This window comes from Bradyrhizobium sp. CAR08, from assembly GCF_052871955.1.
This window is the reverse complement of sequence record NZ_JBIXJX010000013.1, coordinates 173504-198627: the sequence shown is the minus strand read 5'-3', so window position 1 is coordinate 198627 and position 25124 is coordinate 173504. Positions and strand designations below refer to the sequence as shown.

Sequence of the window (25124 nt, the reverse complement as noted above, 5' to 3'; positions counted from 1 at the left end):
AACTATTTGGAAAGCGCTCGGTTGGTCCAAAAGATCCTGCTGCGGGTCGCTGCGGTGTTTCGAGCGCGCGTGGCCTCTAGGCCAAACGCCTGCTCATCAAGGTCGGTCCTTGGGTCCTTGCCCCTGAGCATAGTCGCCATTCAACCCTGACCGCTTAGCGATGCCTTCCATTGGCAAACCGGACGTGACGAACCAATCAGTCGGTGTCCTAGATCACCCCCGCCAGCCGCAACGCCACGCCCGCCGCGCAACTGCCGGCCAGCACCGTCAACATCCCCAGCTTGAACCGGAAGATCGCAGTTGCCGCCGCGATCGACAGCAGCAGCGCGGGGATGTCGATGCTGGTCAGCACCGGCATGTCGAAGTCCAGCGGAAACGCATGCACCGGCACGGTGTCGCGGAACAGCGTGTGCAGCGCGAACCAGATCGAGAGGTTGAGGATCACGCCGACGACGGCGGCGGTGATAGCGCTCAGCGCGCCCGCAAGCCCGGTGTTGCCGCGCAGCCGTTCGATGTAGGGAGCACCGACAAAGATCCAGAGGAAGCAGGGCGTGAAGGTGACCCAGGTCGCGAGCAATCCGCCGAGCGTGGCCGCAAGCATCGGCGACAGGCCGCTGGCGTCGCGGTAGGCGGCCATGAAGCCCACGAACTGGAGCACCATGATCAGCGGACCCGGCGTGGTCTCGGCCATGCCGAGGCCGTCGAGCATCTCGTGCGGCTTGAGCCAGTGATAGTGCTCGACCGCCTGCTGGGCGACATAGGCCAGCACTGCGTAGGCGCCGCCGAAGGTGACCATCGCCATTTTCGAGAAGAACAGCGCGATGTGACTGAAGACATTGGCCTGCCCGAGCACAAGCACGAGCGCGATCACCGGCACCACCCAGAGCGCAAGCCACAGCGCGCCGACGCGAATGGTGCGGGCGGTGTTGGGTCGGACATGATCGGGCACGGCGTCGCCCAGCATGCTGTCGATCAAGGCGCTGCTGCCGCCGTGACCATGACCGGCCGGCGCGAACTCCGGACGGCCGCTTCTCGCGCCGGCATAGCCGATCATGCCTGCGGCGATGATGATGATGGGGAAGGGGACGGCAAAGAAGAAGATCGCGACGAAGGCCATCGCGGCGAGCGCGATCATGATGCGGTTCTTCAGCGCGCGCTTGCCGACGCGCACCACGGCCTCGACGACGATGGCGAGCACGGCGGCTTTCAAGCCGAAGAACAGCGCCTCGACGAAGCTGACATTGCCGTAGGCGGCGTAGACGTAGCTGAGGCCCATGATGGCGATGATGCCGGGCAGGATGAACAGTCCGCCCGCCATCAGCCCGCCGGCAGTGCGATGCATCAGCCAGCCGATATAGGTTGCGAGCTGCTGCGCCTCCGGGCCCGGCAAGAGCATGCAGTAGTTCAGCGCATGGAGGAAGCGGCCTTCCGAGATCCACTTCTTTTCCTCGACCAGGATGCGGTGCATCACCGCGATCTGGCCCGCGGGCCCGCCAAAACTCAGGCAGGCGACACGGAGCCAGACGCGAAAGGCTTCACTGAAGCTGACGCCGTGACCGGCATCAGCTCCGGTTTCGATCGTACGCGTATCCATCAAGCCTTTGCCTTGTTGGTCGGCCAGTTATGGGTCTCAGACGTCGCGTCGCGGCACCAGCGATAGAACGCGTCGTAGAGCAGCATACCGGCCTCGAGCTGTTCGAGGTCGTCATCATACATCCGCGACAGCCCGAGCGAAGCCGCGAGCAGACCGGGAGCCTCCGGCGCAAGGTCGGGCCGCCCGGTGTCGGCGCCGCGCACCAGCGTTGCGAGCCGGAGCAGCGCCGGCGCAGCAATCCCGAACTCCTCGATCATCACGTCGAAGGTGCAGAGCTCGCCACGGTGGCTCCAGAACACGTTCTCGATGTCGAACGGGGCTGCCTTGAAGCGTTCGCCGACGGCGACCACTTCGGACGGTGCCACGAACAGGAACACCGCATTGGGATCGACGAAGCGTCGGATCAGCCAGGGGCAGGCAATGCGGTCGACCTTGGGCCGCGCCCGCGTCACCCAGACGGTGCGTCCCTTGGCGTCGCGCGGCGGCAGCTTGCGGGTATCGAGCAGCGGCAGCTTTGCGTCCTTCCAGCCCTCGAATCCGCCTTCCAGCGTCTCGGCCTGGACCCCAAGCTGCCTAAGCCAGGCCGCCGTGCCCTGCGCCAGCTTTGCGCCGCGCAGGCAGGAGACGATGGCGGTGCGGCCGGCGAATTCGGCACCCCATTCCGGAACATTGTCGTGGCTGAGCTTGATCGAACCTGGGATCAACCGCCGGTCGGCGGCAAAATCCTCGTCGGTGCGCACGTCGATCAGGGCAGGGGCGTTTGCCGTGCCGATCAACCGTGCCAGCTTGTCAGATGATATCGTCGTGTAGGAAGACATGATGCGCCCTCGTGAAAAACAACGGGACGCGATACTTGGGCATGTCGCCTCGTGGGGAGATCGCTCAAATCCCCATGGCGTTCATTACACCGAAACGGCACCTACCTGTCAATCGGCTCATTCCGGCGATTTTGCCCAGAAGACTCGCAGGTCTATATAGGGGTTAACGGCCCGGGCCTTTCGGAGACTTTGCGATGCATTCCCATTCCGTCGAACAATGGACCCATGACCACGCCTTCCTGGGCGAGAAGCACGACGAGAACGAGCGACGCACCTGGCTCGTCGTCATCCTGACGCTGGTCATGATGGTCGGCGAGATCGTCGCCGGCTCGCTGTTCGGCTCGATGGCACTGCTCGCCGACGGCTGGCACATGGGCACGCATGCGGCAGCGCTAGGGATTGCCGCGTTCGCGTATCGCTTTGCACGGCGGCACCTGGGGAGCTCGCATTTCAGCTTCGGCACCGGCAAATTCGGCGATCTTGCCGCCTTCGCCAGCGCGATCATCCTCGGCCTGATCGCGGTCGAGATCGCCTATGAGAGCGTGCTGCGGCTGATCAATCCGGTGCCGATCGTCTATGGCGAGGCGATCGTGGTCGCTGCCCTCGGCCTGTGCGTCAACCTCGCCAGTGCCTGGCTGCTCCGCGACAACCATGGTCATCACCATCATGGCCATGCGCATGATGATCACGATGATCATGACCATGATCACCACCACCACGACAACAATCTCCGTGCTGCCTATGTCCACGTCATGGCGGACGCAGCGACCTCGGTGCTGGCGATCGCCGCGCTCGTCGTCGCCATGTATTCGGGATGGGCCTGGGCCGATCCGGCGGTCGGCCTGATCGGCAGCGCTGTGATCGCGAGCTGGGCGTTCGGCCTGATCAAGACATCGGGCGCGGTGCTGCTTGACGTGCGCGCCGACGAGAAGCTCGAGCGTGTGATCCGGGCGCGCATGGAGATCGGCGACGACCGCGTCACGGATTTGCATCTCTGGCAGGTCGGCCCCGGCCATTGCGCCGTGCTGGTGTCGGTGGTGTCGGACCAGCCGAAGCAGCCGGCGGTCTACAAGAAGCGGCTCGCCGGACTGAAGGGGCTCAGCCACGTCACCGTCGAGGTCGAGACCTGCCCGCACTGAAGCGGTCTGCGGGAATTCTGCGAACGGACCAGGGTTGATCCTCGGTCACAGCCGACAAGACAGCCGACCTGGCTGCAAGGGAGGAACGAATGATGCCAAAGATCAAAAAGATCAAGCTCGCCGTCGTTGTCGCTGCACTCGTTCTGTCCGGTCATGCGGTGCTCGCGCAGTCCGAAAAGACCGGTGTCGAAAAACTCTACGTGCTCAATTGCGGCGAGGGCACCGCCGGCGACATCTCGCGCTGGACGCCCGGTCTCAATGAGGGCAAGACGATGGACTTCGTCGACAGCTGCTATCTCGTGAAGCACGCCAAGGGCTGGTTCCTGTGGGATACCGGCATCGCCGACGCAGTCGCCGCGATGCCGAATGGCCTTGCGCCCGCCGATCCCAAAGCCGTGACCTGGCGCCGGCCGAAGACGCTTGCCGCGCAGCTCGAACAGCTCGGCCTCAAGCCCGGTGACGTCAAGATGATGGCCGTCTCGCACACCCATCCCGACCATACCGGCAATGTCGAGCTGTTCCCGCAGGCCATGCTCTATGTGCAGAAGGCCGAGTATGACTGGCCCGGCGCCAACAACGAGCCGCGCTTCAAGCCGTCGCATCCGGTCGAGCTGCTTGCGGGCGACAAGGACGTGTTCGGCGACGGCAGCGTGACCATCCTGTCGACGCCCGGCCATACGCCGGGACACCAATCGCTGCTGGTGAAGCTGCCGAAGACCGGCGCCGTCGTGCTGTCGGGCGATGCGGTGCACTTCAAAGACAATTGGGACAACCGCCGTGTGCCGAGCATGAACGCCAACAAGGACCAGAGCGCGGCCTCGATGCAGAAGATCGCCGACACGCTCGGCAAGGAGAAGGCGCAACTCTGGATCAACCACGACAAGATCCAGCGCGACAGCCAGAAGATGTCGCCCGAGTTTTACGACTAGCTTCCCGCGACGCCCCTGTTGCCACTACGGTGGCAGCAGGGGCGTGCTAGCGCCCTCAGCAAGCTCCGCAACGGGAGACGATTGTGGGTGAGTGGGCCGGGGTTGCGATCGCGCTGGCGTCGAGCAGCCTTGGCGGCACTGCCGCGGCGATCACCCGCTATCTGGTCGGCGGCGCCGATCCGATCCTGCTCGCGATCCTGCGCTGGGGGATCGGCTTTCTCTGCCTGCTGCCGTGCGCGCTTCTGCTCGGCGTGCGCTGGCCGCAGCGGTCCGACTGGCCGGCCGTGGCGCTGCTCGGCATCTGCTTTTTCGGCGTGTTCTTCATCCTCTACAACATCGCGGTGTCCTACACGACCGCCGCGCGCGCCAGTCTCGCGCTGGCGACGCTGCCGCTCCACACCATGGTGGTCGGCGCCATCCTCGGCGTCGAGCGGCTGACGGCGCGCAAGATCACCGGCGTCGGCATCGCGGTGCTCGGCGTGGCGGCGGCACTGGCCGCGGGCCTGGCGCAAAGCCCGCCCGAGGCCTGGCGCGGCGAGCTGATCATGACCGGTGCCGTGTTCTGCATGGCGTTCTACAACGTGCTGTCGCGCCCGCTGATGCAGCGCTCCAGCCCGCTCGGCTTTCTCACGGTCGGCATGGGAGCAGGCGCCGCCGTGCTGGTGCTTGCGGGTATCGTGAAGGGCAGCTTTGCAGCGCTGGGGCAGTTCACGACGGCGCAGTGGATTGCCGGCATCTATCTCGGCATCGGCGGCGGTGCGCTCGCCTTCATCCTCTGGGTCATGGCGCTGGCGCGCGCGACGCCGACCCGGGTCGCCAATACGATGACGGTCAATCCGATCGCCGCCACCTTGCTCGCCGCGCTGCTGATCGGCGAGCCGATCACGCCAAATCTACTGATCGGGCTGGTCGCCGTGTTCGCCGGCATCTGGATCGCGACCGGCGAAACGAGGCCGGCCTAGGTGCGCGGTGCCGTGACCGGCGGCGGGCTCGCTTCCGGCGCCTTCTTCGGTTTCAGCGAGCCGGCGTAGAAGGAGATCAGCCAGACCAGGATGACGGCGAGGAGATAGACACCCCAGGCCTGCGGCGGCGTAGTCGCCCAGCGCAGGAGGCCTTTGAATGTGCGGGGTGGGCGCGTGTCTTCGGTCATGCTGCGCTTGTGCGCGAAAGCTCCGGCCCGGTCAATCCGGCCGCGGTTGCGCGCGGATCATGAACAGCGCGGCCAGCGCCGAGAGGCTGAGCGCGGAGGAGACGATCAGCACCTTGGCGCCCATGACGTCGATGAGCAGGCCAAAGGCCAGCGGCGCCACGGCCTGCGCCATCCGTGCCGGCGCGCCGATGATGCCGAGGCGATAGCCGAAATCCTTGGGGCCGAAGATCGACAGCGGCAGCGTGCCGCGCGCGATGGTCAGGATGCCGTTGCCGGAGCCGTGGAATAGCGCAAACGCACTGGCCGCGGCGCCGCCGAAGATCGCCACGACCACCGCGCCGATCGGGTGAGTGAGGCAGGCGAGCCGCGTCGACCACAGCGGATGAAAGCGGCTGAGGAAGCCTGCCTCCAGAACCCGTGCGGCCACTTGCGCGGGGCCGATCAGCGCACCGGCCGCGATCGCCTCGACCGGCGTCGCGCCGGTTGCCTCCAGGATGCGCGGGAAATGCGCGGCCATCGCGCCGGTGACGGTCCAGACCGCGGCAAAGATGAAGGCGAGCAGCACCATGGTGCGGTCGAGCGGCAGATGCGGCTTCGCCGCTGTCGCCGCTGCTTGCTTGGCGCCCTTGATCGTCGGCAGCAGGAAGAAATTGAGCGGCAGGCCGATCAGGATATTGGCAGCGGCCCAGGCGAAGCAGGTGTCGCGCCAGCCAAAATGCGACAGGCCCCAGGCGGTGAGCGGCCAGCCGACGGTCGATGCAAAGCCCGCCATCAGCGTGATGCCGGTGATCGGCCTGCGCGCCTCGGTGCCGTAGATGCGCCCGAGCGCGGCGAAGGCGGCGTCGTAGAGACCCATCGCCATGCCGATGCCGAGCACGAGCCAGGCCATTGCCATCACCGCCACCGATTGCGAGAGGCCGAGCAGAACGAGGCCGGCGGCGATCGTCAGGTTCGACACCGAGAGGACCTGCCGGCCGCCGACCAGATCGATCTGTCGCCCGATGCGCGGCCCGAGCAGCGCCGAAATCACCAGCGAGGCCGAGAACGCGCCAAACACCCAGTTGGAGGAGATACCGAGATCGCGCGCCATGGGATCGGCGAGCAGCGCCGGCAGATAGTAGCTCGAGGCCCAGGCCAGGGTCTGCGTGGTACCGAGCGCCAGGATGATCGGAAGCTGGCGCTGGCTCATATCCCCGTATTTCTGATCGGCGGTGTCATCATTCGCATTTGCCGCCCGAGGCGGGAGCGCGTCAACAGCGTCCGCGACATATGCGACCTGCCGCGGGCGGGAGCCTTGGCCGTGAGCGGAGCTTTGGCGACGCAAGCTCCGCGCGCCGCCTTTCGCTCGTCACGAATGCACGCCATAATGGCGCATGCAATTGACCTCTCGCCTTGCGCTGATGAACTGGTTGGCCGGCCAGGGGCTCACCGGCCTGCCCGAACCCGAACTGCTGCGCGGCTTCTGCGAGCGCTGCCGCGCCGAGGGGCTGGAACTCTCGCGTGGCCTTGTCGTCATCGATACGCTGCACCCGATCTACGAGGGTCGCGCCTTCCGCTGGAGCGATACACCGACCAACGAGAGCGACGTCGTCGAATACGGCTCGACGGCCGAGGGCGACGCGGCCAACAATTGGCGCCGGTCGGTTTTCTATCATTTGCTCGAGCACGGTCACGACGAGATGGTGATCGACCTCGCCGACGCGCCCTCGCTCGATTTTTCGCAAATCGGCGAGCTCGCCGAAACCGGTCATCGCCATTTCCTGGCCTTTGTGCACCGCTTCGGGGAGACCGGAGCGCTGGGGCAGATGGACTGCCTCTACTCCTCCTGGACAACGCGACGCGACAGCGGCTTCGCCGACGCCGAACTCGCCGCGCTGCGCGATCTCGTGCCGGTGCTGGGGCTCGCGATCAAGTCGGCGCAGCAGGTCGACATCGCGCGCACGCTCGGCCGCGTCTATCTCGGCCGCGATGCGTCAGAGCAGGTCTTGAGCGGACGTATCTCGCGCGGCGTCACCGAGCGCATCAACGCCGTGCTGTGGTATTCGGATCTGCGCGGCTCGACCGGAATCAGCGAGAGCATCGGCCCCGACGAGATCATCCCGTTCCTCAACGACTATGCGCAGGCCGTGATCGACGCGATCCACGACGCCGGCGGCGACGTGCTGAAGCTGATCGGCGACGGCGTGCTTGCGATGTTCACCGGTGAAGACATGGCGCATGCCCGGCGCGCGGCGCTGCGCGCCGAGCATCTGTTCCGCAAGAACGTCGCTGCGCTGAACCTGAGGCGGGGCGCGGAGGGCCGTCCCACCACGTCCGCCTATATCGGCCTGCATGTCGGCGAGGTCTTCTACGGCAATATTGGCAGCGAGGACCGGCTCGACTTCACCGTGGTCGGTCCGACCGTGAACGAGGTCAGCCGCATCGCCTCGATGAGCCGTTCGGTCGATCGCGAGCTGCTGGCATCGGCAGAATTCTACAAGGGCCTCGACGCCGCCGGCCGCCGCTATCTCGTCTCCACAGGCCGCTACGCGCTGCGTGGCATCGGCCGTGCGCAGGATCTCTACACGCTTGATCCGGAGGTGGACGCGAGCGAGCCGGTGACAGGCAGCTACGAGCGGTATCTGGCGAACTAGGCTGGCTGCTTCAACATACTCCGTCATTGCGAGGAGCTCTTGCGACCAAGCAATCCAGACTGTCTCCGCGGACGGATTCTGGATTGCTTCGCTTCGCTCGCAATGACGGTGCAGCTAACACCGCGCCACCGCCTCATCGCCCACCATGTCCGGCTGCCGGTCCAGCGCCACCGCGGGCGAGAGCCAAATGACCAGCGCCTGCACGCCGAACACGGCGGCGGCGAGATAGAGGCACGCTTCGGCGCTCCACAGGCCGCCGACGATCGCACCCAGCGCCGAGCCGACCGGACGGGCGCCATAGCTCATGATGTTGATGGCGGAGACGCGGCCGAGCAGGCGAGGCGGCGTCACCGACTGGCGCAGCGTCGTGGTCGAGATCACCCACAGGATCGGCCCGACGCCGAGCAGAAAGAAGCTCAAGGCCGCAAGCCAGGGCGAGGGGACCAGCACCGTCAGCGCCATCACCACCGCCGCGACGAAGCCGGTAACGGGGCCGAGGCCGACGACCGTGCCGAACGCGATGCGCTTCATCACCCGCGTCGCGAACAGCGCGCCGATCACCATGCCGACACCGTACATCGTCAGCACGGTGCCGACGCCGACCGCGTTTAGGCCGAGGTGACGTACGGCATAGGGCACGAACACCGCGATCTGCAGGAACCATCCGGTGTTGAAGATGAACTGGGTGATGAACACCGGCCGCAGCAGCGGATGATGAAACACGAAGGCCGCGCCTTCGCGGATGTCCTGAAACGGATGCCGCCGTGGCGCCGGCGTGCGGGCGGGCTCGTAGATGCCGGAGAGCAGCACGACGGCGATCGCGGACAGCGCGGCCGCAAAGCCGAAGGCCGGGCTCGCGCCCCACCACCCGACCAGCGCGCCGCCGAGCGCAGGGCCGCTGGCGAAGGCGATGGTGCGTGCGAGCTCGATCCGCGCATTGGCCGCCGGTAGCAGGTCCGAACTCACCAGCGAGGGCACCAGCGCCGGCGCGGCCACGCTGTAGACGACGGTGCCGCACACGGCGGCAAAGCCGAGCAGCGCCAGCAGCGGCAGATTGAGCGCGCCGAGCGCGAGCAGCAGCACGATCGCTGCAAGGGCCGCGGCCCGCAGCGCCTCGGCGCCCGCCATCAGCGAACGGCGGGAGATGCGGTCGGCCAGCAGGCCGGCGGGGATGGCGAAGAGGACGAAGGGCAGGGTCAGCGCGGTCTGGAGCAGGCCGGTCTGGCCTTCTGCCACGCCGAGCGTCAGCACCGCGACGATGGGGGCCGCGGCCAGCGCGATCTGTTCGGCCGACTGTGCCGCCAAATTGGACCAGGCGAGGCGGTTGAATGTCTCGGGGAGGCGCGGGGGAATTGACATGGCTCGTTTCCTGCAAAGTCGGGTTGGCGCCAGTATCCGCCTCGGGAGGCTCCCAAACCCACCCGCTTCCCGACAGGGGCGACACATAGCGACCGCCGAGGGACCGACGCGGCTAGATGCAGTTGCAAATGAGTTGCAATAAGGCTCGACTTCGGTATTCTCGCCGCATGGATGCTCGCTCTCCCGATCTGACCCGAGATGCTGCCGGCTGGCGCAATGACGCGCCGATGACAAAGAGCCTGGCCGAGGTGAATGCCTCGGTCGCCCTCCCCATCGCGGGGGTGTGGTGGCGGCGCCTGCTCGCCTTCGTCGGCCCGGGCTATCTGGTTTCGGTCGGCTACATGGACCCCGGCAATTGGGCGACGGATCTCGCCGGCGGGTCCAAGTTCGGCTACACGCTGCTCTCCGTCATCCTGCTCTCGAATTTGATGGCGATCCTGCTGCAATCGCTGGCGGCACGGCTCGGCATCGTCACCGACCGCGACCTCGCGCAGGCCTGCCGCGGGACCTATTCGCCGGCCGTGAACTTTCTACTCTGGCTTGCCTGCGAGGCGGCGATCATCGCCTGCGATCTCGCCGAGGTCATCGGCACCGCGATCGCGCTCAAGCTGCTGTTCGGCATTCCCCTGATTGGCGGCGCGCTGATCGCCGCGCTGGATGCCTTTTTGCTGCTCATCCTGATGAATCGGGGCTTCCGTTTCCTCGAAGCCTTCGTCATCGCGCTGCTCGTCGTGATCGCAGTCTGCTTCACCGTCCAGCTTGCCGCGGCAGCCCCGCCGGTCGCCGAGATGCTGAGGGGATTTGTGCCGAAGACCGAGATCTTCACCAACCCCGAAATGCTCTACATCGCGATCGGCATCATCGGCGCCACCGTGATGCCGCATAATCTCTATCTGCACTCCTCGATCGTGCAGACGCGCGCCTATGAGCGCAACGACGAAGGCCGGCGCGAGGCGATCAAATGGGCGACGACGGATTCGACCATCGCCCTGATGCTGGCGCTGTTCATCAATGCCGCGATCCTCGTGGTGGCTGCTGCAACCTTCCACAAGAGCGGCCATTCCGACGTCGCCGAGATCGGCCAGGCCTTCGAGCTGCTGTCTCCGTTGCTCGGCCTCGGCATCGCCTCGACGCTGTTCGCAGTGGCGCTACTCGCCTCGGGCCTGAATTCAACGGTGACGGCGACGCTCGCCGGCCAGATCGTGATGGAGGGCTTTCTCGACCTGCGCCTGCCGAGCTGGGCGCGGCGGTTGCTGACCCGCGGCATCGCGATCATTCCCGTGATCGTCGTCACCGCGATCTATGGCGAGCGCGGCACGGCTGATCTGCTGGTATTCAGCCAGGTCGTGTTGTCGATGCAATTGCCCTTCGCCGTCATCCCGCTGGTCCGCTTCGTCTCCGACCGCCGCAAGATGGGCAAGTTCGTCATACCGGTATGGGTCGCGGCGATCGCGTGGATCGTCGCCGGCATCATCGTGGTTTTGAACTTGAAGCTGCTCGCGGACACGCTGTTCGGGTGACCACACCACGGCTGTCGTCGTCCGGCTTGACCGGACGACCCAGTATTCCAGAGACAGTAGTGACTGAGCCGAGGCGCCGCGGCGTACTGGATGCCCCGCTTTCGCGGGGCATGACGGAGAGCTAATCCTGCGGCTCGGACGTCGCATCGCCTTGCGCGTCGATGCGCAGCCAACCTGACGGCGCGAGGCGCTGCTGCGGCAGGAAGCGGGCCTTGTAGTCCATCTTCTTGGAGCCCTCGATCCAGTAGCCGAGATAGACGTAAGGCAATCCCTGCCGCCGGGCGCGGGCAATGTGGTCGAGGATCATGAAGGTGCCCATCGAGCGGCTGACTTCGCCCGGCTCGAAGAACGAATAGACCATCGACAGGCCGTCGCTGAGCACGTCGGTCAGCGCCACCGCGATCAACTCCTCGCCGCGGCCGGTGATGCCGCTGTCGGGACCGCGCTTGCGGTACTCGATGATACGGGTCTCGACGTGGCTGTCCTCGACCATCATGGCGTAGTCGAGCACGGTCATGTCGGCCATGCCGCCATGGCGGTGACGGGAATCGAGATAGGCGCGGAACACCGAATATTGCTCGGAGGTCGGCACCGCGCTGCGCTGCTCGCCGATGATGTCGGCGTTGCGCGCGATGACTTTGCGGAAGTTGCGGGAGGGGCGGAACTCGTTGGCGATCACCCGGACCGAGACGCAGGCGCGACACTGGTCGCAGGCGGGACGGTAGGCGATCGACTGGCTGCGACGAAAGCCGCCATGGGTCAGGAGGTCGTTGAGGTCACCGGCGCGCTCACCTACGAGGTGCGTAAACACCTTGCGCTCGTGCCGGCCCGGCAGATAGGGGCAGGGGGAGGGCGCCGTGAGGTAAAATTGTGGGGTGTCGCGCGAGTGCTGGGTCAAGGGACGTCGTGGGCCTCCAAAATGTGCATCAGCATCGCGCTACGAAAGCCCCCGGTCAATCGGTCTACTCGGCAGGTCAGATCGGACAGCATAGCGGGTCCAGGTTGATAGGTTCTTGATCCAGGTTGGTTGATCAGTAGGTCCTTGATCGAAAGGTCGCTGATCGGTAGGTCCTGGCGCCCTGGGGCACCGGCGCACGAACGGAATTGTTGATCACGACCGTTCCCAACAAGAAATCCTGCAGCAAGCGCCTGCGGCCGTTGAAGAGGCCGACCAGGACGACGAAAGGCGACAGGAACGAGACGGTCACCCAGAACAGCACGGCGTGGGTGGCCCCGAGCACGAAATAGCCGGGCGCGCCGTACCAGGTGCGCAACTCAAGATCCATCACGCGCATGCCGATGGTCGCGGACGACGGACCGCCGATGCAGGCGCCGTAATAGACGATGGCCCAGATCACGGAGGCCGGCCAGGCCAGCCAGAACAGCGCCCAGCCGATGCCGAGCGTGACCACGCCGAACACCGCGATGAAGAGGTAGCCGAGGATCACCGGCACCGAGATCACAACCATGTCGATCAGGAAGGCGAAGACCCGCCGCGTCGCAACGCCGCGGAACAGTTCCGGGTGCAGATAGGGATCGTAGGCATGTGGCTGCGCCCCACCGTCATTGCGCCAGGCATTGCCCGAGTCCGAGTACGACATGACCATTCTCCCGAGGGAAACTCCCGTGGCAGGACTCCCGTGGAAGGACATGGGAACAGGCCGTCCGCGTGCCAAGGGCGCCGAGATTAACAAGCCGAAATATTCCGGCGATTCGGGGGCGGCGGAGGCGGGAGGAAAGGACGCGGCGCCACACCCTCAGTGTCGTCCTGGCGAAAGCCAGGACCCATTACCCCAGGGACAAGCTTGGCGAAAACTGGAAGTTAGTACGTTCGCCGGTATCGATACCGCGTGCTCTCGCTAGATCACCCGGTATGGGTCCTGGCTTTCGCCAGGACGACGATTAGAGACAGGGGCGCTCGGCCTTCGCCGGGACGACCTTGGGGCCTACCCCTGCGTCCGCAGCTTCTCCGCCGCCTTCGGTGCGAAATAACTCAGCACACCGTCGGCGCCGGCGCGCTTGAAGGCGAGCAGGCTCTCCATCATGGCGCGGTCGCCGTCGAGCCAGCCGTTGTTGGCGGCGGCCGCGATCATCGCGTATTCGCCGGACACCTGATAGGCGAAGGTCGGCATCGCGAACGTGTCCTTCACGCGACGGACGACGTCGAGATAGGGCATGCCGGGCTTGACCATCACCATGTCGGCGCCCTCGGCGATGTCGAGCTCGACCTCGCGGAGCGCCTCGTCGGTGTTGGCGCTGTCCATCTGGTAAGTGCGCTTGTCACCGGTGAGCGTCTTGGCCGAGCCGATGGCGTCTCGGAACGGGCCGTAAAAGGCGGAGGCGTATTTTGCGGCATAGGCCATGATCTGCACGTCGAGCAGGCCGGTGCGATCCAGGCCCTCGCGGATCGCGGCAACGCGGCCGTCCATCATGTCGGAGGGCGCGATGATGTCGCAGCCGGCTTCGGCCTGCACCAGGGCCTGACGCACGAGCACAGCGACCGTCTCGTCGTTCAGGATCTTGCCGTCGGAGATCAGGCCGTCATGGCCGTGGCTGGTGAAGGGATCGAGCGCGACGTCGCAGAGAATGCCGATCTCCGGGAATTCCTTCTTGATCGCGCGCACCGCCTGGCAGACCAGATTGTTCGGGTTGGTGGCTTCCGAGCCCTCCTCGTCGCGCAGGGACGGATCGGTGTAGGGAAACAACGCGAGGCACGGGATGGTGAGCTTCATCGCCCGCTCGGCGTCGCGCACGGCCTGGTCGACACTGAGACGCTCGACACCCGGCATCGAGGCGATCTGCTCGCGCTTGTTGTTGCCGTCGATCAGAAACAGCGGCCAGATCAGATCGTCCGTCGTGAGCACGTTCTCGCGCACCATGCGCCGGGCCCATTCGGCCTTGCGGTTGCGGCGCGGGCGGACGGTCAGATCGAGGGCAGGGGAGGCCCCAGTGCCATCCCGGCGCGAGACCTCGCGCAACTCGATCGGACGTCCGTATTTGATCGCCATTACTTTTCCTCCGGCTGGAATTATTCTTATACCAGCTCGCATGGTTCCCGTCACCGCGGGTTGACCTGTCGCAAAAGATGGCAGCCGATTGATTTTGCGGGGCAAAGCAGCCAGAAGGGGGCATGTCCGAGATCTCCACCCGCGATGCGGCCCGCGACAGCACCAGGGATGCCGTCCGAGACAATGCCAGAGACAGCGCCATGTCGGTGGCGGCGATCTCGTCGGAGCGGGCTGAATCCGACGACAATGTCTGGACGCGCCGGCTCGTGCTGTTCCTGCGGGTGATGGCGCTGCTCTCGATCCTCAAGGGCCTCTATCATTGGGCGCAGGTGACGGGCTTCGTGGGCGGCGAGGACGAGGCCTTCGAGAACCAGTCGATGGCCTGGCAGGCCTCCACCATTTACTTCGCCGTGATCGAACTCGTTGCCGCGGTCGGGCTGTGGCTGGCGACGCCTTGGGGCGCCGTGGTGTGGCTGACGACCGTGGTGTCGATGGCGGTGATCGAGCTGATGTTCCCGGGCATCTACGGCGGCAGCCTGATCGTGGTCGGCGTCGAAGCCTTCATGCTGGCGGCCTATCTCGCGCTCGCTTGGATGGCCGCACGCGAACGACCGCCATAGCAAACTCTCTTGCCCCGACTCTGCGCTCGGCTTCGCTGTGCTGGTCCGGGACACGAGATTGTCGCGCTTGGTTGACGGTTGGTTGCGTAAAATTCGACGTAAGTTTTCGCTAACCAGCGTGTTCCGCCACAGCTCTTACGCGGCCGTTTCGAAACGGGGCGGGGCTGTTCTGGAATGCGACAATCGGGGCGGACGGAGGGTGAACAGGACCTTGCGAGAGTCAACAGACTGTTGCGAAAAGTGCTTGTGGGACAGGCTTAATCCGCAATTCACTGTCTTAAATTCATGATCTCTTTATTCTCTTATTTAAGCCGATCTTCAAACGAGCCCCTTAAGTTGCACCTATCAGACGGGACACAAGTTTCGTCGAATGAGTGTCGATAAAAACGACAACAGGGGAAGTGTCATGATGAAAGCCGTCGCAACTGCGGCAGATACCGCAGAGCGCGTCTCCGGCCAGCAGGGTTCGGTGCAGACGCTCTATCTGGAAGCTTTGACTCTGGTGGAGCGGCTGCATCGCCGGCTGCTCGACGTCATCAAGGACGAGTTCGATCGCCGCGGCCGTGCGGACATCAACTCGGTGCAGGCGCTGCTGCTCTACAACATCGGCGACAAGGAGCTGACCGCGGGCGAACTGCGCACGCGCGGTTATTACCTCGGCTCCAACGTTTCCTACAATCTGAAGAAGCTCGTCGAGCTCGGCTTCCTCGACCATCAGCGCTCGCGCGTCGATCGCCGCTCGGTGCGCATCCGCCTGACGCCGCAGGGCCAGGAAATCCGCCGCATCGTCGACTCGCTCTACCAGAAGCACGTCAAGACGGTCGAACAGGTCGGCGGCATCTCGGGCGAGGAGTTCTCGACCCTGAACAAATCGCTGCACCGCCTCGAGCGGTTCTGGACCGACCAAATCCTGTATCGTCTCTGAGTTCTTTTCGACGGGACAAGGCCAAGCCGGCCCGCAACAAGACCGGCAAGCCTCCCGAACGTGCCTGAGCTTCCCCAAGCGCGCCGGCCCGGCTGTGTCCGGACCGGTGCGTTTTTCCATTTCGCGGTTGCGAAAAAAATCCCCGACACCAGGGAACGAGTTCCCGGTTCGATGCTTATCTCCTCCGGATCGGAGGCTGACGATGCTGGTCGAGCGTGGCGTGGGGGTGATGAACGTGGAACTCGTGAGCGAGGCCTACGCCATCGCCGCGAACTATCTTCGCCGCTCCGGCGCGATCCGGGACACCCTCGTCACCGACGAACGCCTGCTCGAGATCGTCATCAAGCTGCTCCAGCACGGCGAATTCAACAAGATCAGGCTGGCCAACAAGGCCATTGTCAGGTTCGAGGCGCAGTCCGAGGCCAAAGCGGTTGCCTGATCTCAACTCCCAAACGCGGCAAGAACCAGAGGGTGCCATGGAAGCTGCCATCGACCGGATCATGCATACCTACGATTTGCTCGCCAACCGCACGTCCGCGGCGAGCGCGGAGGCGCGGGAAAAGGTCACGAACTACATCACCACCTTGATGGAAGCCGGCGAGAAGGACACCCACAGGTTGACGGTTTGCGGCCTGACCTATCTGCGGCAGCTCGACGGTAGCGTGGATCCCGTGAAGGCGGGGTATACCGGGCTGTAGAGGCCGGCCGCTCGCACCCGCGCGGCCTTTCGAGTCCAAAGCGGACCTTTCCTGGACATGGACGCCGGATACCACCCCGTCGTCCCAATCCTCCAATCCCACCATATCTTGCATAAATCATAGGTCCGACCCGCAAACCCTTGGCCTGTTGCGGGCGATGTGGTAGATCGCGCTCGCCGCTTCCGATCGCCACACCAGACCCGCCCGTAGCCCGCCAAAAGGCTGCGGCGGTGGAGATATTCGCAAGATGACCTTCGCCAAAACCGCCTCCGCGCCCGATTCGTTTTTCACCGCCTCGCTCGAGCAGACTGACCCGGAAATCGCAGCCGCCATCAAGGGCGAGCTCGGCCGCCAGCGCCACGAGGTCGAGCTGATCGCCTCCGAGAACATCGTCAGCCGTGCCGTGCTGGAAGCGCAGGGTTCGGTGATGACCAACAAATACGCGGAAGGCTATCCGGGCGCGCGCTACTACGGCGGTTGTGAGTGGGTCGACGTCGCCGAGAACCTCGCGATCGATCGTGCCAAGAAGCTGTTCGGCGCCAACTTCGCCAACGTGCAGCCGAACTCCGGCAGCCAGATGAACCAGGCGGTGTTTCTGGCGCTGCTTCAGCCCGGCGACACCTTCATGGGCCTCGATCTCGCGGCCGGCGGCCATCTCACCCACGGCTCCCCGGTCAACATGAGCGGCAAGTGGTTCAAGGCCGCGCACTACACCGTGCGCCGCGAGGACCAGATCATCGACATGGACGCGGTCGCCAAGCAGGCCGAGGAGGTCAAGCCGAAGCTGATCGTGGCCGGCGGCTCGGCTTATTCGCGCGCCTGGGACTTCAAGCGCTTCCGCGAGATCGCGGACAGCGTCGGCGCGTATCTCCTGGTCGACATGGCGCACTTCGCCGGTCTCGTCGCCGGCGGCGTGCATGCCTCGCCCGTGCCTCACGCGCACATCACCACCACCACGACCCACAAGTCGCTGCGCGGTCCGCGTGGCGGCCTGATGCTGTGGAATGATGAGGCGCTGACCAAGAAATTCAACTCGGCGATCTTCCCGGGCCTGCAGGGCGGCCCCCTGATGCATGTCATCGCGGCCAAGGCGGTCGCCTTCGCCGAGGCGCTGCGGCCGGACTTCAAGGTCTATGCCAAGAACGTCGTCGAGAACGCCAAGGCTCTGGCGGAGGCGATGAAGGGCCACGGGTTCGACATTGTCTCGGGCGGCACCGATAATCATCTGATGCTGGTTGACCTCCGGCCGAAGGGCCTGAAGGGCAACGCCTCGGAGAAGGCGCTGGTTCGCGCCGCCATCACTTGCAACAAGAACGGCATTCCGTTCGATCCCGAGTCACCGTTCGTCACCTCCGGTATTCGTCTGGGCACGCCGGCTGCGACCACGCGCGGCTTTGGTGTCGCTGAATTCCAGCAGGTCGGCGGCATGATCGCCGAAGTCCTCAACGCGATCGCGCAGTCCGACGACGGCAAGGCGCCGCTGGTGGAAGCCGCGATCAAGGAACGGGTCAAGGTGCTCACCGACCGTTTCCCGATCTATCAGTAAGGCTCAAGAAAACCGGTCAAGGTCAACGGATGCGCTGCCCGAACTGCAACAGTCTTGATACGCAGGTGAAGGACTCGCGTCCGACCGAGGACTCTTCCGTGATACGCAGGCGGCGCGTGTGCGTCGCCTGCAATTTCCGCTTCACCACCTTCGAGCGCGTGCAGCTGCGCGAGCTCACGGTGATCAAGCGCAACGGCCGCCGCGTGCCGTTCGACCGCGACAAGCTGATGCGCTCGGTGTCGATCAGCTTGCGCAAGCGGCAGGTCGAGCCGGAACGGGTGGAGAAGATGGTCTCCACCATCGTGCGCGAGCTCGAGACCGGGGGCGAGGCTGAAATCTCCTCGGAGGTGATCGGCGAGACCGTGATGGAGCATCTGCGCACGCTCGACGACGTCGCCTATGTCCGCTTCGCCTCGGTCTACCGCAATTTCCGCGAGGCCAAGGATTTCGCCGACGTGCTCGGCGAGCTCTCCGGCGAGGAGGAAGCGCGGCTCGCCGCGATCCGCAAATGATCTTCCGCATCCTGGAGGATCAATTCGCGCAGAAGGCGCGCGAGTCCAGGGATGCCGACCGGCGCTTCATGGAGCTTGCGCTGGCGCTCGGCCGGCGCGGGCAGGGAAGTACCTGGCCCAATCCCGCCGTCGGCGCCGTCATCGTCAAGGACGGCGTGATCGTCGGCCGCGGTTGGACCCAACCTGGCGGACGGCCGCATGGCGAGCCTGAAGCGCTGCGGCGCGCAGGCGAGGCCGCGCGAGGCGCCACGCTCTACGTCACGCTGGAGCCGTGCTCGCATTTCGGCAAGTCGCCACCGTGCGCGGACGCCGTGATCGCCGCCGGCATCAAACGCGTGGTGGCCGCGATCGAGGATCCCAATCCGGAAGTCGCCGGTCAGGGCCACGCACGCCTGCGCGCCGCCGGCATCATGGTGGATGTGGGTCTGTGCGCGCGCGAAGCCGCCTTCGATCACGCCGGGCATTTCCGTCGCATCAGGGATCGCCGCCCGCATGTGATCCTGAAGCTCGCGGTCTCGCCCGACGGCAAGATCGGCGCGGCCGGCGGCAAGCCGGTCGCGATCACCGGCGAGGCGGCGCGCAACCGGGTGCATCTCCTCCGCGCGCAAAGCGACGCCATCCTAGTCGGCATCGGCACCGTGCTGGCGGACGATCCGCAGCTCGACTGCCGCCTGCCGGGCATGGCGGTGCGCTCGCCGGTGCGGGTGGTGCTCGACCAGAATCTGCGTATTCCCGGCGCAAGCAGGCTCGTGGGCTCCGCGCGCGAGATTCCGCTATGGGTGGTGGGTTCCGAACTCGCGGAGGCCGCGGCCGCCACGCGGCTCGGTGCGGCCGGTGCGCAGGTGATCCGCGTGCCGCCCGGCAATGCCTCGGGACTCGATCTTGCGGCCGTGCTGCATGCATTGGCCGGCAAGGGCATCACGCGGCTGATGGTCGAGGGCGGCAGCCGCGTCGCGGCGTCCTTCATCGCCGCGGACCTCGTTGACGAGATCTGGCTGTTCCACGGCGCGGAAGCGGTGGGCGCCGACGGGGTGGATGCGCTCGCTGCATTGCCCCTGTCGAAAATCACGCAGTCGCAGGCCTACAAGGTTCATGCTAGCGAGACCTTCGATCAGGATACTCTCACCATCTACGAGCGCGCGTGATGTTCACCGGCATTGTCACCGATATCGGCGAGATCGTCGGCTTCACGCCGACGGCGCAGGGCCAGTTGCACCGGCTGCGCATCGCCTGCCGCTACGAGCAGACCACCATTGCGGACGGCGCCTCGATCGCCTGCAACGGCGTCTGCCTGACGGTGGTTGCTTCCGGCGTCGAAGGCGGCAAGGACTCTGCTCAAAGGACCTGGTTCGACGTCGATGCCGCGGCCGAGACGTTGGCGCTGACGACCGCAAAGCATTGGAGGGTCGGCACCAGGCTCAATCTCGAGCGTGCGCTCAAGATCGGCGACGAGCTTGGCGGGCATATCGTCGCCGGCCATGCCGATGGCATCGCGACCCTCGTCAGCCGCGAGGACCTGCCCGACATGGCGCGGTTCGAGCTCTCCACGACGCGGGAGCTGGCGCGGTTCATCGCGACCAAGGGCTCGATCACGCTCGACGGCGTCTCGCTGACGGTTAATACGGTGAAGGACGTGACCTTTTCGGTGCTGATCATCCCGCACACCCTGACGGTCACGACGATCGGCGGCTGGAAGGCGGGAGATGAGGTCAATATCGAGGTCGATCTGATGGCCCGCTACGCGGCGCGGCTGACGGAAATGAAGTGACGGCGTCTTTAAACTTGGCTTACCCGCTGGTGGCGACTACATAGCGCCAACCCCTGTGGAACGGATTTGACGATGGCAGACGCGCGGCGCGCACCCCTGAAGGACCAGACCGACGTTTCCGGCGCACGCGCGCTGATCGTCGAGGCGCGGTTCTATGACGATCTCCAGGACGCGATGCTCGAAGGCGCGGTGGCCGAGCTGAAGGCGGCCGGTCTGACCCACGACGTCATCACGGTTCCCGGTGCACTGGAGATTCCTGCGGCGATCGCCATCGCGGTTGACGCCGCGGCGACCAATGGCAAGCCCTATGATGCCGCGATCGCGCTCGGCTGCGTGATCCGTGGCGACACCATCCATTTCGAGATCGTCTCGCAGGAATCCTCGCGCGCGCTGATGGACCTGGCGGTGGCGCGAAAGCTGCCGCTCGGCAACGGCATCCTCACCGTCAACACCGAGGCGCAGGCCTGGGCGCGGGCGCGCGCCAGCGAGCTGAACAAGGGCGGCGATGCCGCGCGGGCCGCGATTGCGATGCTGCGCATAAAGCGCCGGCTGGCGCGGGCTTGATCATGGCCGATAACAACAAGAAGCCGCCGGCCGGCACGGAGAAGAAGGCGAACCGGCGCGGTGCGGCGCGGCTCGCAGCCGTGCAGGCGCTGTACCAGATGGATATCGGCGGTGCCGGCATCAACGACATTTTTGCGGAGTTCGAGAGCCACTGGCTCGGCAACGAGGTCGAGGGCGACACATATCTCCCGGCGGAAGCGGCGTTCTTCCGCGACGTCGTCTCCGGCGTCGTGCGCGACCAGAAGAAACTCGATCCGCTGATCGACGAGGCGCTGTCGAAGGGCTGGCCATTGAAGCGCATCGAAGCGATCCTGCGCGCGGTGCTGCGGGCAGGGGCCTACGAATTGGAACACCGCAAGGACGTGCCGGGCCGCGTCGTCGTGTCCGAATATGTCGACGTCGCCAATGCCTTCGTCGACCGCGAGGAGACCGGCATGGTCAACGCGGTGCTCGACCAGATCGGCCGCCAGTTTCGCGGTGACGAGTTCGGGCGGGGGTGAATTGAGGCGCAGGGCGGTGAATTGATGCAATGTGGCTGCCCCATATTCCGCCGTCATCACCCGCGAAGGCGGGTGATCCAGTACGCCGCGGCCTATCGATGTCACACGATCGTCTCTGGAATACTGGATCGCCCGGTCAAGCCCGGCGATGACAGCGAAGTGTGTGGCTGACGCTGATGACAAACCCGCACAATCCCTCCGCCGAAGACTCCCTCATCGCGCGCTATTTCAAGCCGCTGGCGACTGATCCCGGCGCCTTGGGGCTGGTGGACGATGCCGCCATCCTGCAGGCGCTCGGCAGCGACATCGTCGTCACCACCGACGCGGTGGTCGAGGGCGTGCATTATCTTGCCACCGATCCGCCCGATACCATCGCGCGCAAGGCGCTGCGGGTGAACCTGTCCGATCTCGCCGCCAAGGGGGCCGTGCCGGCCGGCTTCGTGCTGACATTGGCGCTGCGCAGCAAGGAAGACGCTTGGCTCAGGCCGTTCGCGGACGCGCTCGGCGAGGATGCGAAAACCTTCGTCTGTCCGCTGCTCGGCGGCGACACGGTGTCGACGCCGGGGCCGCAGATGATCTCGATTACCGCCTTTGGCCGCGTGCCGCAGGGGCGGATGGTCGGCCGCACCGGCGCCCAACCGGGCGACCGTATCCTGGTGACGGGGACGATCGGCGACGCCGCGCTTGGCCTTGACGTGCTCAAGGGCGGCGCGGTCGCGAATGCGCTGGCCTCCGATCCGCACGCGCGCGAGACGCTGATCTCGCGCTATCGCGTGCCGCAGCCGCGCAATGCTCTCGCGCAGTCCGTGCGTGACCATGCGACGGCTGCGATGGATGTCTCCGACGGCCTTGCTGGAGATCTGACCAAGCTCTGTGCGGCATCAGGCGTCTCGGCAACGATCGACGTGACGAGCGTGCCGCTCTCGGCCGCTGCCGCCGGCCTGATCGCAGGCAAGGTCGTTTCCGTCGAGACGCTGCTGGCCGGAGGGGACGATTACGAGGTGCTGTGCACCGTTCCGCCGGCGCAAGCCGACGCGCTGATTGCCTTCGGGCGTGCGGCAGGCCTTGCCGTCACGGCCATCGGCACGATCGTCGCGGGCCATGAGCGGCCGCGCTTCCTGGACGGGCAGGGCCAGGAGCTGGTCTTGAAGCGGCTCTCCTACAGCCACTTCTAGGAATTGCTCCAAACCGGCGTCCCGGCTGCCAAGACAGGCTAAATACCTGCCGAGATCGGCTTTTCGGCCTTATCTGGCGTTGCACCCTCAATTTGATTTTGGCAAGGTCGTGACCGACTAAGGCCGCGCCTTCGGGCAAGGAGCGGCCTTCTTCAAAATCAAGGCGCCGCACCGCACGACGGAAAACAAAAGGCGCCGGGGGTACGTTCATCAAGGATCTGAGGCAAAAAATCACATGACAGCAATATGGTTGATTGTGCTCTGCGGAGTGCTTTCCGTCGTCTACGCGATCTGGGCGACGTCTTCGGTGTTGAGCGCGGATGCGGGGTCTCCGCGCATGCAGGAAATCGCGGCAGCGGTGCGCGAAGGCGCCCAGGCCTACCTGCGGCGTCAATACACCACGATCGGGATGGTCGGCATCGTCATCTTCGTGCTGCTTGCCTATTTCCTGGGACTCTACGTCGCGATCGGTTTTGCCATCGGCGCGATCCTGTCGGGGGCGGCCGGCTTCATCGGCATGAACGTCTCGGTCCGCGCCAATGTGCGCACCGCCCAGGCGGCGACCACGTCGCTCGCGGGTGGTCTCGAGCTCGCCTTCAAGGCGGGCGCCATCACCGGCATGCTGGTGGCGGGTCTCGCGCTGCTTGGCGTGACCCTCTATTTCGGCTTCCTGGTCCATTCGCTGAAGCTTGCGCCTGACAGCCGCGTCGTCATCGACGCCATGGTGGCGCTCGGCTTCGGCGCCTCGCTGATCTCGATCTTCGCTCGTCTCGGCGGCGGCATCTTCACCAAGGGTGCGGACGTCGGCGGCGACCTCGTCGGCAAGGTCGAGGCCGGCATCCCCGAGGACGATCCGCGCAACCCGGCCACCATCGCCGACAACGTGGGCGACAATGTCGGCGACTGCGCCGGCATGGCCGCCGACCTGTTCGAAACCTATGCGGTGACCGCGGTCGCCACCATGGTCCTGGCGGCGATCTTCTTCGCCAAGACGCCGATCCTCGCCGACATGATGACGTTGCCGCTCGCCATCGGCGGCATCTGCATCATCACCTCGATCATCGGCACCTTCTTCGTGAAGCTCGGGCCGAGCCAGTCGATCATGGGCGCGCTTTACAAGGGTCTGATCGCAACCGGCGTCCTCTCGCTGGTCGGCATCGCCGGTGTGATCCATTACCTGATCGGCTTCGGCAAGCTCGCCGGCGTCGACTATACCGGCATGGCGCTGTTCGAGTGCGGCGTGGTCGGCCTTGCCGTCACCGCGCTGATCATCTGGATCACCGAATACTACACCGGCACCGACTATCGTCCGGTGAAGTCGATCGCCCAGGCCTCGGTGACCGGCCACGGCACCAACGTGATCCAGGGCCTCGCCATCTCGATGGAAGCGACCGCGCTGCCCGCGATCGTCATCATCGCCGGCATCCTGGTCACCCACAGCCTCGCCGGCCTGTTCGGCATCGCGATCGCGACCGCCACGATGCTGGCGCTCGCCGGTATGGTCGTCGCGCTCGACGCCTTCGGTCCGGTGACCGACAACGCCGGCGGTATTGCTGAGATGGCAGGCCTGCCGAAGGAGGTTCGCAAGTCGACCGACGCGCTCGATGCAGTCGGCAACACCACCAAGGCGGTGACCAAGGGCTACGCGATCGGCTCCGCCGGTCTCGGCGCCCTGGTGCTGTTCGCGGCCTACAACGAGGATCTCAAGTTCTTCATTGCGGACTCCGCGCACCACGCCTACTTCGCCGGCGTCAAACCGGACTTCTCGCTCAACAATCCCTACGTCGTGGTAGGCCTGTTGTTCGGCGGTCTCTTGCCGTATCTGTTCGGCGCGATGGGCATGACCGCCGTGGGCCGCGCGGCGAGCGCGATCGTCGAGGAGGTCCGCCGACAATTCCGCGAGAAGCCGGGCATTATGCAGGGCACCGACAAGCCGGATTACGGCAAGGCGGTCGATCTTCTGACCAAGGCGGCGATCAAGGAAATGATCATCCCCTCGCTGCTTCCGGTGCTGTCACCGATCTTCGTCTACTTCGTGATCTATGCGATCGCGGGGGGCGGGGCGGCCGGCAAGTCGGCGGCGTTCTCGGCCGTGGGCGCGATGCTGCTCGGCGTGATCGTGACAGGCCTGTTCGTCGCGATCTCGATGACCTCGGGCGGCGGCGCCTGGGACAACGCCAAGAAGTACATCGAGGACGGTCATTTCGGTGGCAAGGGCAGTGACGCCCACAAGGCGGCCGTGACCGGCGACACCGTCGGCGATCCCTACAAGGACACGGCCGGTCCGGCGGTGAACCCGATGATCAAGATCACCAACATCGTGGCGTTGCTGCTGCTGGCAGTCCTGGCGCACTGAGGTAGACGTTGCTGAACGAAGACCCCGCGGCGCAGGCCTGCGGGGTCTTTCTTTGCGTGTGTGCTGCCGGAGGCCGGCGCATCATCTGAACATGAAACCCGCCCGGCGGGACGCGGAACGCAACAATCCGGTCATCAGAGCGATCCATCGATGCCAAGGGCGTAAGCCGCCCGAAAATGTGCACCCTACGCGTGCGCACATTTAGGGTTGCTTAACCGGCCGAGTTCTAGAAATACGAGAGACTGTCAGCGGCATCTTAGGGAGCTCCGCAGCACGCGTGTGGTGCTCCGCGCGCGGCGCGCTCTCGACA

Annotated in this window: 25 protein-coding genes; 17 read left to right on the top strand and 8 right to left on the bottom strand. The window is 65.4% G+C overall.

Annotated features, from left to right (window positions below; all coding sequences use genetic code 11):
- Nucleotides 1-208: 208 nt before the first annotated feature.
- Together chrA and ACIPUD_RS26370 are read right to left on the bottom strand one after the other, a co-directional pair.
- Complete coding sequence (gene chrA / locus ACIPUD_RS26375; RefSeq protein WP_446481827.1) at nucleotides 209-1594, bottom strand: chromate efflux transporter; 1386 nt, start codon at nucleotides 1592-1594, stop codon at nucleotides 209-211.
- A complete protein-coding gene (locus ACIPUD_RS26370; RefSeq protein ID WP_026233570.1) occupies nucleotides 1594-2412 on the bottom strand; it encodes a chromate resistance protein ChrB domain-containing protein in 819 nt (272 codons plus the stop codon). The genes chrA and ACIPUD_RS26370 overlap by 1 nt, the downstream gene beginning before the upstream one ends.
- Nucleotides 2413-2606: 194 nt before the next feature.
- Between ACIPUD_RS26370 and dmeF the strand changes: the two genes are divergently transcribed.
- The 3 genes from dmeF (at nucleotide 2607) to ACIPUD_RS26355 (ending at nucleotide 5442) form a co-directional block, all read left to right on the top strand.
- Nucleotides 2607-3551, top strand: a complete 945-nt coding sequence (dmeF, locus tag ACIPUD_RS26365) for a CDF family Co(II)/Ni(II) efflux transporter DmeF (protein ID WP_085357530.1) — start codon at nucleotides 2607-2609, stop codon at nucleotides 3549-3551.
- Between the two features lie 89 nt (nucleotides 3552-3640).
- On the top strand, nucleotides 3641-4480 hold the full coding sequence (locus ACIPUD_RS26360; RefSeq protein ID WP_085353415.1) for an N-acyl homoserine lactonase family protein: 840 nt from the start codon (nucleotides 3641-3643) through the stop codon (nucleotides 4478-4480).
- A gap of 83 nt (nucleotides 4481-4563) precedes the next feature.
- Nucleotides 4564-5442, top strand: coding sequence for a DMT family transporter (locus tag ACIPUD_RS26355; protein ID WP_446481826.1), 879 nt, complete (start codon nucleotides 4564-4566; stop codon nucleotides 5440-5442).
- Here ACIPUD_RS26355 and ACIPUD_RS26350 read toward each other — a convergent pair.
- Together ACIPUD_RS26350 and ACIPUD_RS26345 are read right to left on the bottom strand one after the other, a co-directional pair.
- Nucleotides 5439-5630 carry a hypothetical protein gene (locus ACIPUD_RS26350; protein WP_085353412.1) on the bottom strand — a complete coding sequence of 64 codons (192 nt, stop codon included), beginning with the start codon at nucleotides 5628-5630 and terminating at the stop codon, nucleotides 5439-5441. The two genes, ACIPUD_RS26355 and ACIPUD_RS26350, sit on opposite strands and share 4 nt — an antisense overlap.
- 31 nt (nucleotides 5631-5661) lie before the next feature.
- The gene (locus tag ACIPUD_RS26345; RefSeq protein ID WP_018458391.1) at nucleotides 5662-6819 is read right to left on the bottom strand and encodes an MFS transporter; all 1158 of its coding nucleotides are present in this window, start codon (nucleotides 6817-6819) and stop codon (nucleotides 5662-5664) included.
- A 184-nt stretch (nucleotides 6820-7003) separates the two neighbouring features.
- On the opposite strand from ACIPUD_RS26345, the gene ACIPUD_RS26340 reads away from it, so the two are divergent.
- A complete protein-coding gene (locus tag ACIPUD_RS26340; protein ID WP_026233569.1) occupies nucleotides 7004-8263 on the top strand; it encodes an adenylate/guanylate cyclase domain-containing protein in 1260 nt (419 codons plus the stop codon).
- Between the two features lie 114 nt (nucleotides 8264-8377).
- Here the strand turns inward: ACIPUD_RS26340 and ACIPUD_RS26335 are convergent, their stop codons facing one another.
- A complete protein-coding gene (locus tag ACIPUD_RS26335) occupies nucleotides 8378-9622 on the bottom strand; it encodes an MFS transporter (protein WP_018458389.1) in 1245 nt (414 codons plus the stop codon).
- A gap of 167 nt (nucleotides 9623-9789) precedes the next feature.
- On the opposite strand from ACIPUD_RS26335, the gene ACIPUD_RS26330 reads away from it, so the two are divergent.
- On the top strand, nucleotides 9790-11142 hold the full coding sequence (locus tag ACIPUD_RS26330; RefSeq protein ID WP_018458388.1) for an Nramp family divalent metal transporter: 1353 nt from the start codon (nucleotides 9790-9792) through the stop codon (nucleotides 11140-11142).
- Nucleotides 11143-11263: 121 nt separating this feature from the next.
- Here ACIPUD_RS26330 and ACIPUD_RS26325 read toward each other — a convergent pair whose 3' ends face one another.
- From ACIPUD_RS26325 to hemB, 3 genes are all read right to left on the bottom strand, one after another.
- Nucleotides 11264-12040, bottom strand: coding sequence for an arginyltransferase (locus tag ACIPUD_RS26325; RefSeq protein ID WP_018458387.1), 777 nt, complete (start codon nucleotides 12038-12040; stop codon nucleotides 11264-11266).
- A 133-nt stretch (nucleotides 12041-12173) separates the two neighbouring features.
- Complete coding sequence (locus tag ACIPUD_RS26320) at nucleotides 12174-12743, bottom strand: RDD family protein (RefSeq protein WP_446481825.1); 570 nt, start codon at nucleotides 12741-12743, stop codon at nucleotides 12174-12176.
- A 345-nt stretch (nucleotides 12744-13088) separates the two neighbouring features.
- A complete protein-coding gene (hemB, locus tag ACIPUD_RS26315) occupies nucleotides 13089-14150 on the bottom strand; it encodes a porphobilinogen synthase (RefSeq protein ID WP_018456862.1) in 1062 nt (353 codons plus the stop codon).
- Nucleotides 14151-14272: 122 nt separating this feature from the next.
- Between hemB and ACIPUD_RS26310 the strand changes: the two genes are divergently transcribed.
- The 12 genes from ACIPUD_RS26310 (at nucleotide 14273) to ACIPUD_RS26255 (ending at nucleotide 24814) form a co-directional block, all read left to right on the top strand.
- Nucleotides 14273-14770, top strand: coding sequence for a DUF6163 family protein (locus tag ACIPUD_RS26310; RefSeq protein ID WP_247369760.1), 498 nt, complete (start codon nucleotides 14273-14275; stop codon nucleotides 14768-14770).
- 406 nt (nucleotides 14771-15176) lie between these two features.
- Complete coding sequence (gene ldtR, locus ACIPUD_RS26305) at nucleotides 15177-15695, top strand: transcriptional regulator LdtR (RefSeq protein ID WP_018456861.1); 519 nt, start codon at nucleotides 15177-15179, stop codon at nucleotides 15693-15695.
- Between the two features lie 202 nt (nucleotides 15696-15897).
- Nucleotides 15898-16134, top strand: a complete 237-nt coding sequence (locus ACIPUD_RS26300) for a hypothetical protein (RefSeq protein ID WP_026233256.1) — start codon at nucleotides 15898-15900, stop codon at nucleotides 16132-16134.
- Nucleotides 16135-16171: 37 nt separating this feature from the next.
- Nucleotides 16172-16393, top strand: coding sequence for a hypothetical protein (locus ACIPUD_RS26295; RefSeq protein ID WP_018456859.1), 222 nt, complete (start codon nucleotides 16172-16174; stop codon nucleotides 16391-16393).
- 247 nt (nucleotides 16394-16640) lie between these two features.
- Entirely contained in the window at nucleotides 16641-17939 is a 1299-nt protein-coding gene (glyA, locus tag ACIPUD_RS26290) for a serine hydroxymethyltransferase (RefSeq protein WP_446481824.1), read from the top strand.
- 29 nt (nucleotides 17940-17968) lie between these two features.
- Complete coding sequence (gene nrdR, locus ACIPUD_RS26285) at nucleotides 17969-18451, top strand: transcriptional regulator NrdR (protein WP_007603426.1); 483 nt, start codon at nucleotides 17969-17971, stop codon at nucleotides 18449-18451.
- On the top strand, nucleotides 18448-19596 hold the full coding sequence (ribD, locus tag ACIPUD_RS26280) for a bifunctional diaminohydroxyphosphoribosylaminopyrimidine deaminase/5-amino-6-(5-phosphoribosylamino)uracil reductase RibD (RefSeq protein ID WP_085357405.1): 1149 nt from the start codon (nucleotides 18448-18450) through the stop codon (nucleotides 19594-19596). Before nrdR ends, ribD begins: the two co-directional genes overlap by 4 nt.
- Nucleotides 19596-20219 carry a riboflavin synthase gene (locus tag ACIPUD_RS26275; RefSeq protein ID WP_018456855.1) on the top strand — a complete coding sequence of 208 codons (624 nt, stop codon included), beginning with the start codon at nucleotides 19596-19598 and terminating at the stop codon, nucleotides 20217-20219. Before ribD ends, ACIPUD_RS26275 begins: the two co-directional genes overlap by 1 nt.
- 72 nt (nucleotides 20220-20291) lie before the next feature.
- Nucleotides 20292-20783, top strand: coding sequence for a 6,7-dimethyl-8-ribityllumazine synthase (gene ribH, locus ACIPUD_RS26270; RefSeq protein ID WP_018456854.1), 492 nt, complete (start codon nucleotides 20292-20294; stop codon nucleotides 20781-20783).
- A gap of 2 nt (nucleotides 20784-20785) precedes the next feature.
- Nucleotides 20786-21283 carry a transcription antitermination factor NusB gene (nusB, locus tag ACIPUD_RS26265; protein WP_007611091.1) on the top strand — a complete coding sequence of 166 codons (498 nt, stop codon included), beginning with the start codon at nucleotides 20786-20788 and terminating at the stop codon, nucleotides 21281-21283.
- 176 nt (nucleotides 21284-21459) lie between these two features.
- Nucleotides 21460-22458: a thiamine-phosphate kinase gene (thiL, locus tag ACIPUD_RS26260; RefSeq protein WP_446481823.1), complete on the top strand. Its 999-nt coding sequence runs from the start codon at nucleotides 21460-21462 to the stop codon at nucleotides 22456-22458.
- A gap of 235 nt (nucleotides 22459-22693) precedes the next feature.
- Nucleotides 22694-24814 carry a sodium-translocating pyrophosphatase gene (locus ACIPUD_RS26255; RefSeq protein WP_085357407.1) on the top strand — a complete coding sequence of 707 codons (2121 nt, stop codon included), beginning with the start codon at nucleotides 22694-22696 and terminating at the stop codon, nucleotides 24812-24814.
- Nucleotides 24815-25124 lie beyond the last annotated feature (310 nt).

Excerpts from the sequence above, each read along its gene's own strand:
- chrA (WP_446481827.1), bottom strand. The coding sequence starts at position 1,594 with ATGGATACGCGTACGATCGAAACCGGAGCTGATGCCGGTCACGGCGTC.
- ACIPUD_RS26370 (WP_026233570.1), bottom strand. The coding sequence starts at position 2,412 with ATGTCTTCCTACACGACGATATCATCTGACAAGCTGGCACGGTTGATC.
- dmeF (WP_085357530.1), top strand. The coding sequence starts at position 2,607 with ATGCATTCCCATTCCGTCGAACAATGGACCCATGACCACGCCTTCCTG.
- ACIPUD_RS26360 (WP_085353415.1), top strand. The coding sequence starts at position 3,641 with ATGATGCCAAAGATCAAAAAGATCAAGCTCGCCGTCGTTGTCGCTGCA.
- ACIPUD_RS26350 (WP_085353412.1), bottom strand. The coding sequence starts at position 5,630 with ATGACCGAAGACACGCGCCCACCCCGCACATTCAAAGGCCTCCTGCGC.
- ACIPUD_RS26345 (WP_018458391.1), bottom strand. The coding sequence starts at position 6,819 with ATGAGCCAGCGCCAGCTTCCGATCATCCTGGCGCTCGGTACCACGCAG.
- ACIPUD_RS26340 (WP_026233569.1), top strand. The coding sequence starts at position 7,004 with ATGCAATTGACCTCTCGCCTTGCGCTGATGAACTGGTTGGCCGGCCAG.
- ACIPUD_RS26335 (WP_018458389.1), bottom strand. The coding sequence starts at position 9,622 with ATGTCAATTCCCCCGCGCCTCCCCGAGACATTCAACCGCCTCGCCTGG.
- ACIPUD_RS26330 (WP_018458388.1), top strand. The coding sequence starts at position 9,790 with ATGGATGCTCGCTCTCCCGATCTGACCCGAGATGCTGCCGGCTGGCGC.
- ACIPUD_RS26320 (WP_446481825.1), bottom strand. The coding sequence starts at position 12,743 with ATGTCGTACTCGGACTCGGGCAATGCCTGGCGCAATGACGGTGGGGCG.
- hemB (WP_018456862.1), bottom strand. The coding sequence starts at position 14,150 with ATGGCGATCAAATACGGACGTCCGATCGAGTTGCGCGAGGTCTCGCGC.
- ACIPUD_RS26310 (WP_247369760.1), top strand. The coding sequence starts at position 14,273 with ATGTCCGAGATCTCCACCCGCGATGCGGCCCGCGACAGCACCAGGGAT.
- ldtR (WP_018456861.1), top strand. The coding sequence starts at position 15,177 with ATGATGAAAGCCGTCGCAACTGCGGCAGATACCGCAGAGCGCGTCTCC.
- ACIPUD_RS26300 (WP_026233256.1), top strand. The coding sequence starts at position 15,898 with ATGCTGGTCGAGCGTGGCGTGGGGGTGATGAACGTGGAACTCGTGAGC.
- ACIPUD_RS26295 (WP_018456859.1), top strand. The coding sequence starts at position 16,172 with ATGGAAGCTGCCATCGACCGGATCATGCATACCTACGATTTGCTCGCC.
- glyA (WP_446481824.1), top strand. The coding sequence starts at position 16,641 with ATGACCTTCGCCAAAACCGCCTCCGCGCCCGATTCGTTTTTCACCGCC.
- nrdR (WP_007603426.1), top strand. The coding sequence starts at position 17,969 with ATGCGCTGCCCGAACTGCAACAGTCTTGATACGCAGGTGAAGGACTCG.
- ribD (WP_085357405.1), top strand. The coding sequence starts at position 18,448 with ATGATCTTCCGCATCCTGGAGGATCAATTCGCGCAGAAGGCGCGCGAG.
- ACIPUD_RS26275 (WP_018456855.1), top strand. The coding sequence starts at position 19,596 with ATGTTCACCGGCATTGTCACCGATATCGGCGAGATCGTCGGCTTCACG.
- ribH (WP_018456854.1), top strand. The coding sequence starts at position 20,292 with ATGGCAGACGCGCGGCGCGCACCCCTGAAGGACCAGACCGACGTTTCC.
- nusB (WP_007611091.1), top strand. The coding sequence starts at position 20,786 with ATGGCCGATAACAACAAGAAGCCGCCGGCCGGCACGGAGAAGAAGGCG.
- thiL (WP_446481823.1), top strand. The coding sequence starts at position 21,460 with ATGACAAACCCGCACAATCCCTCCGCCGAAGACTCCCTCATCGCGCGC.
- ACIPUD_RS26255 (WP_085357407.1), top strand. The coding sequence starts at position 22,694 with ATGACAGCAATATGGTTGATTGTGCTCTGCGGAGTGCTTTCCGTCGTC.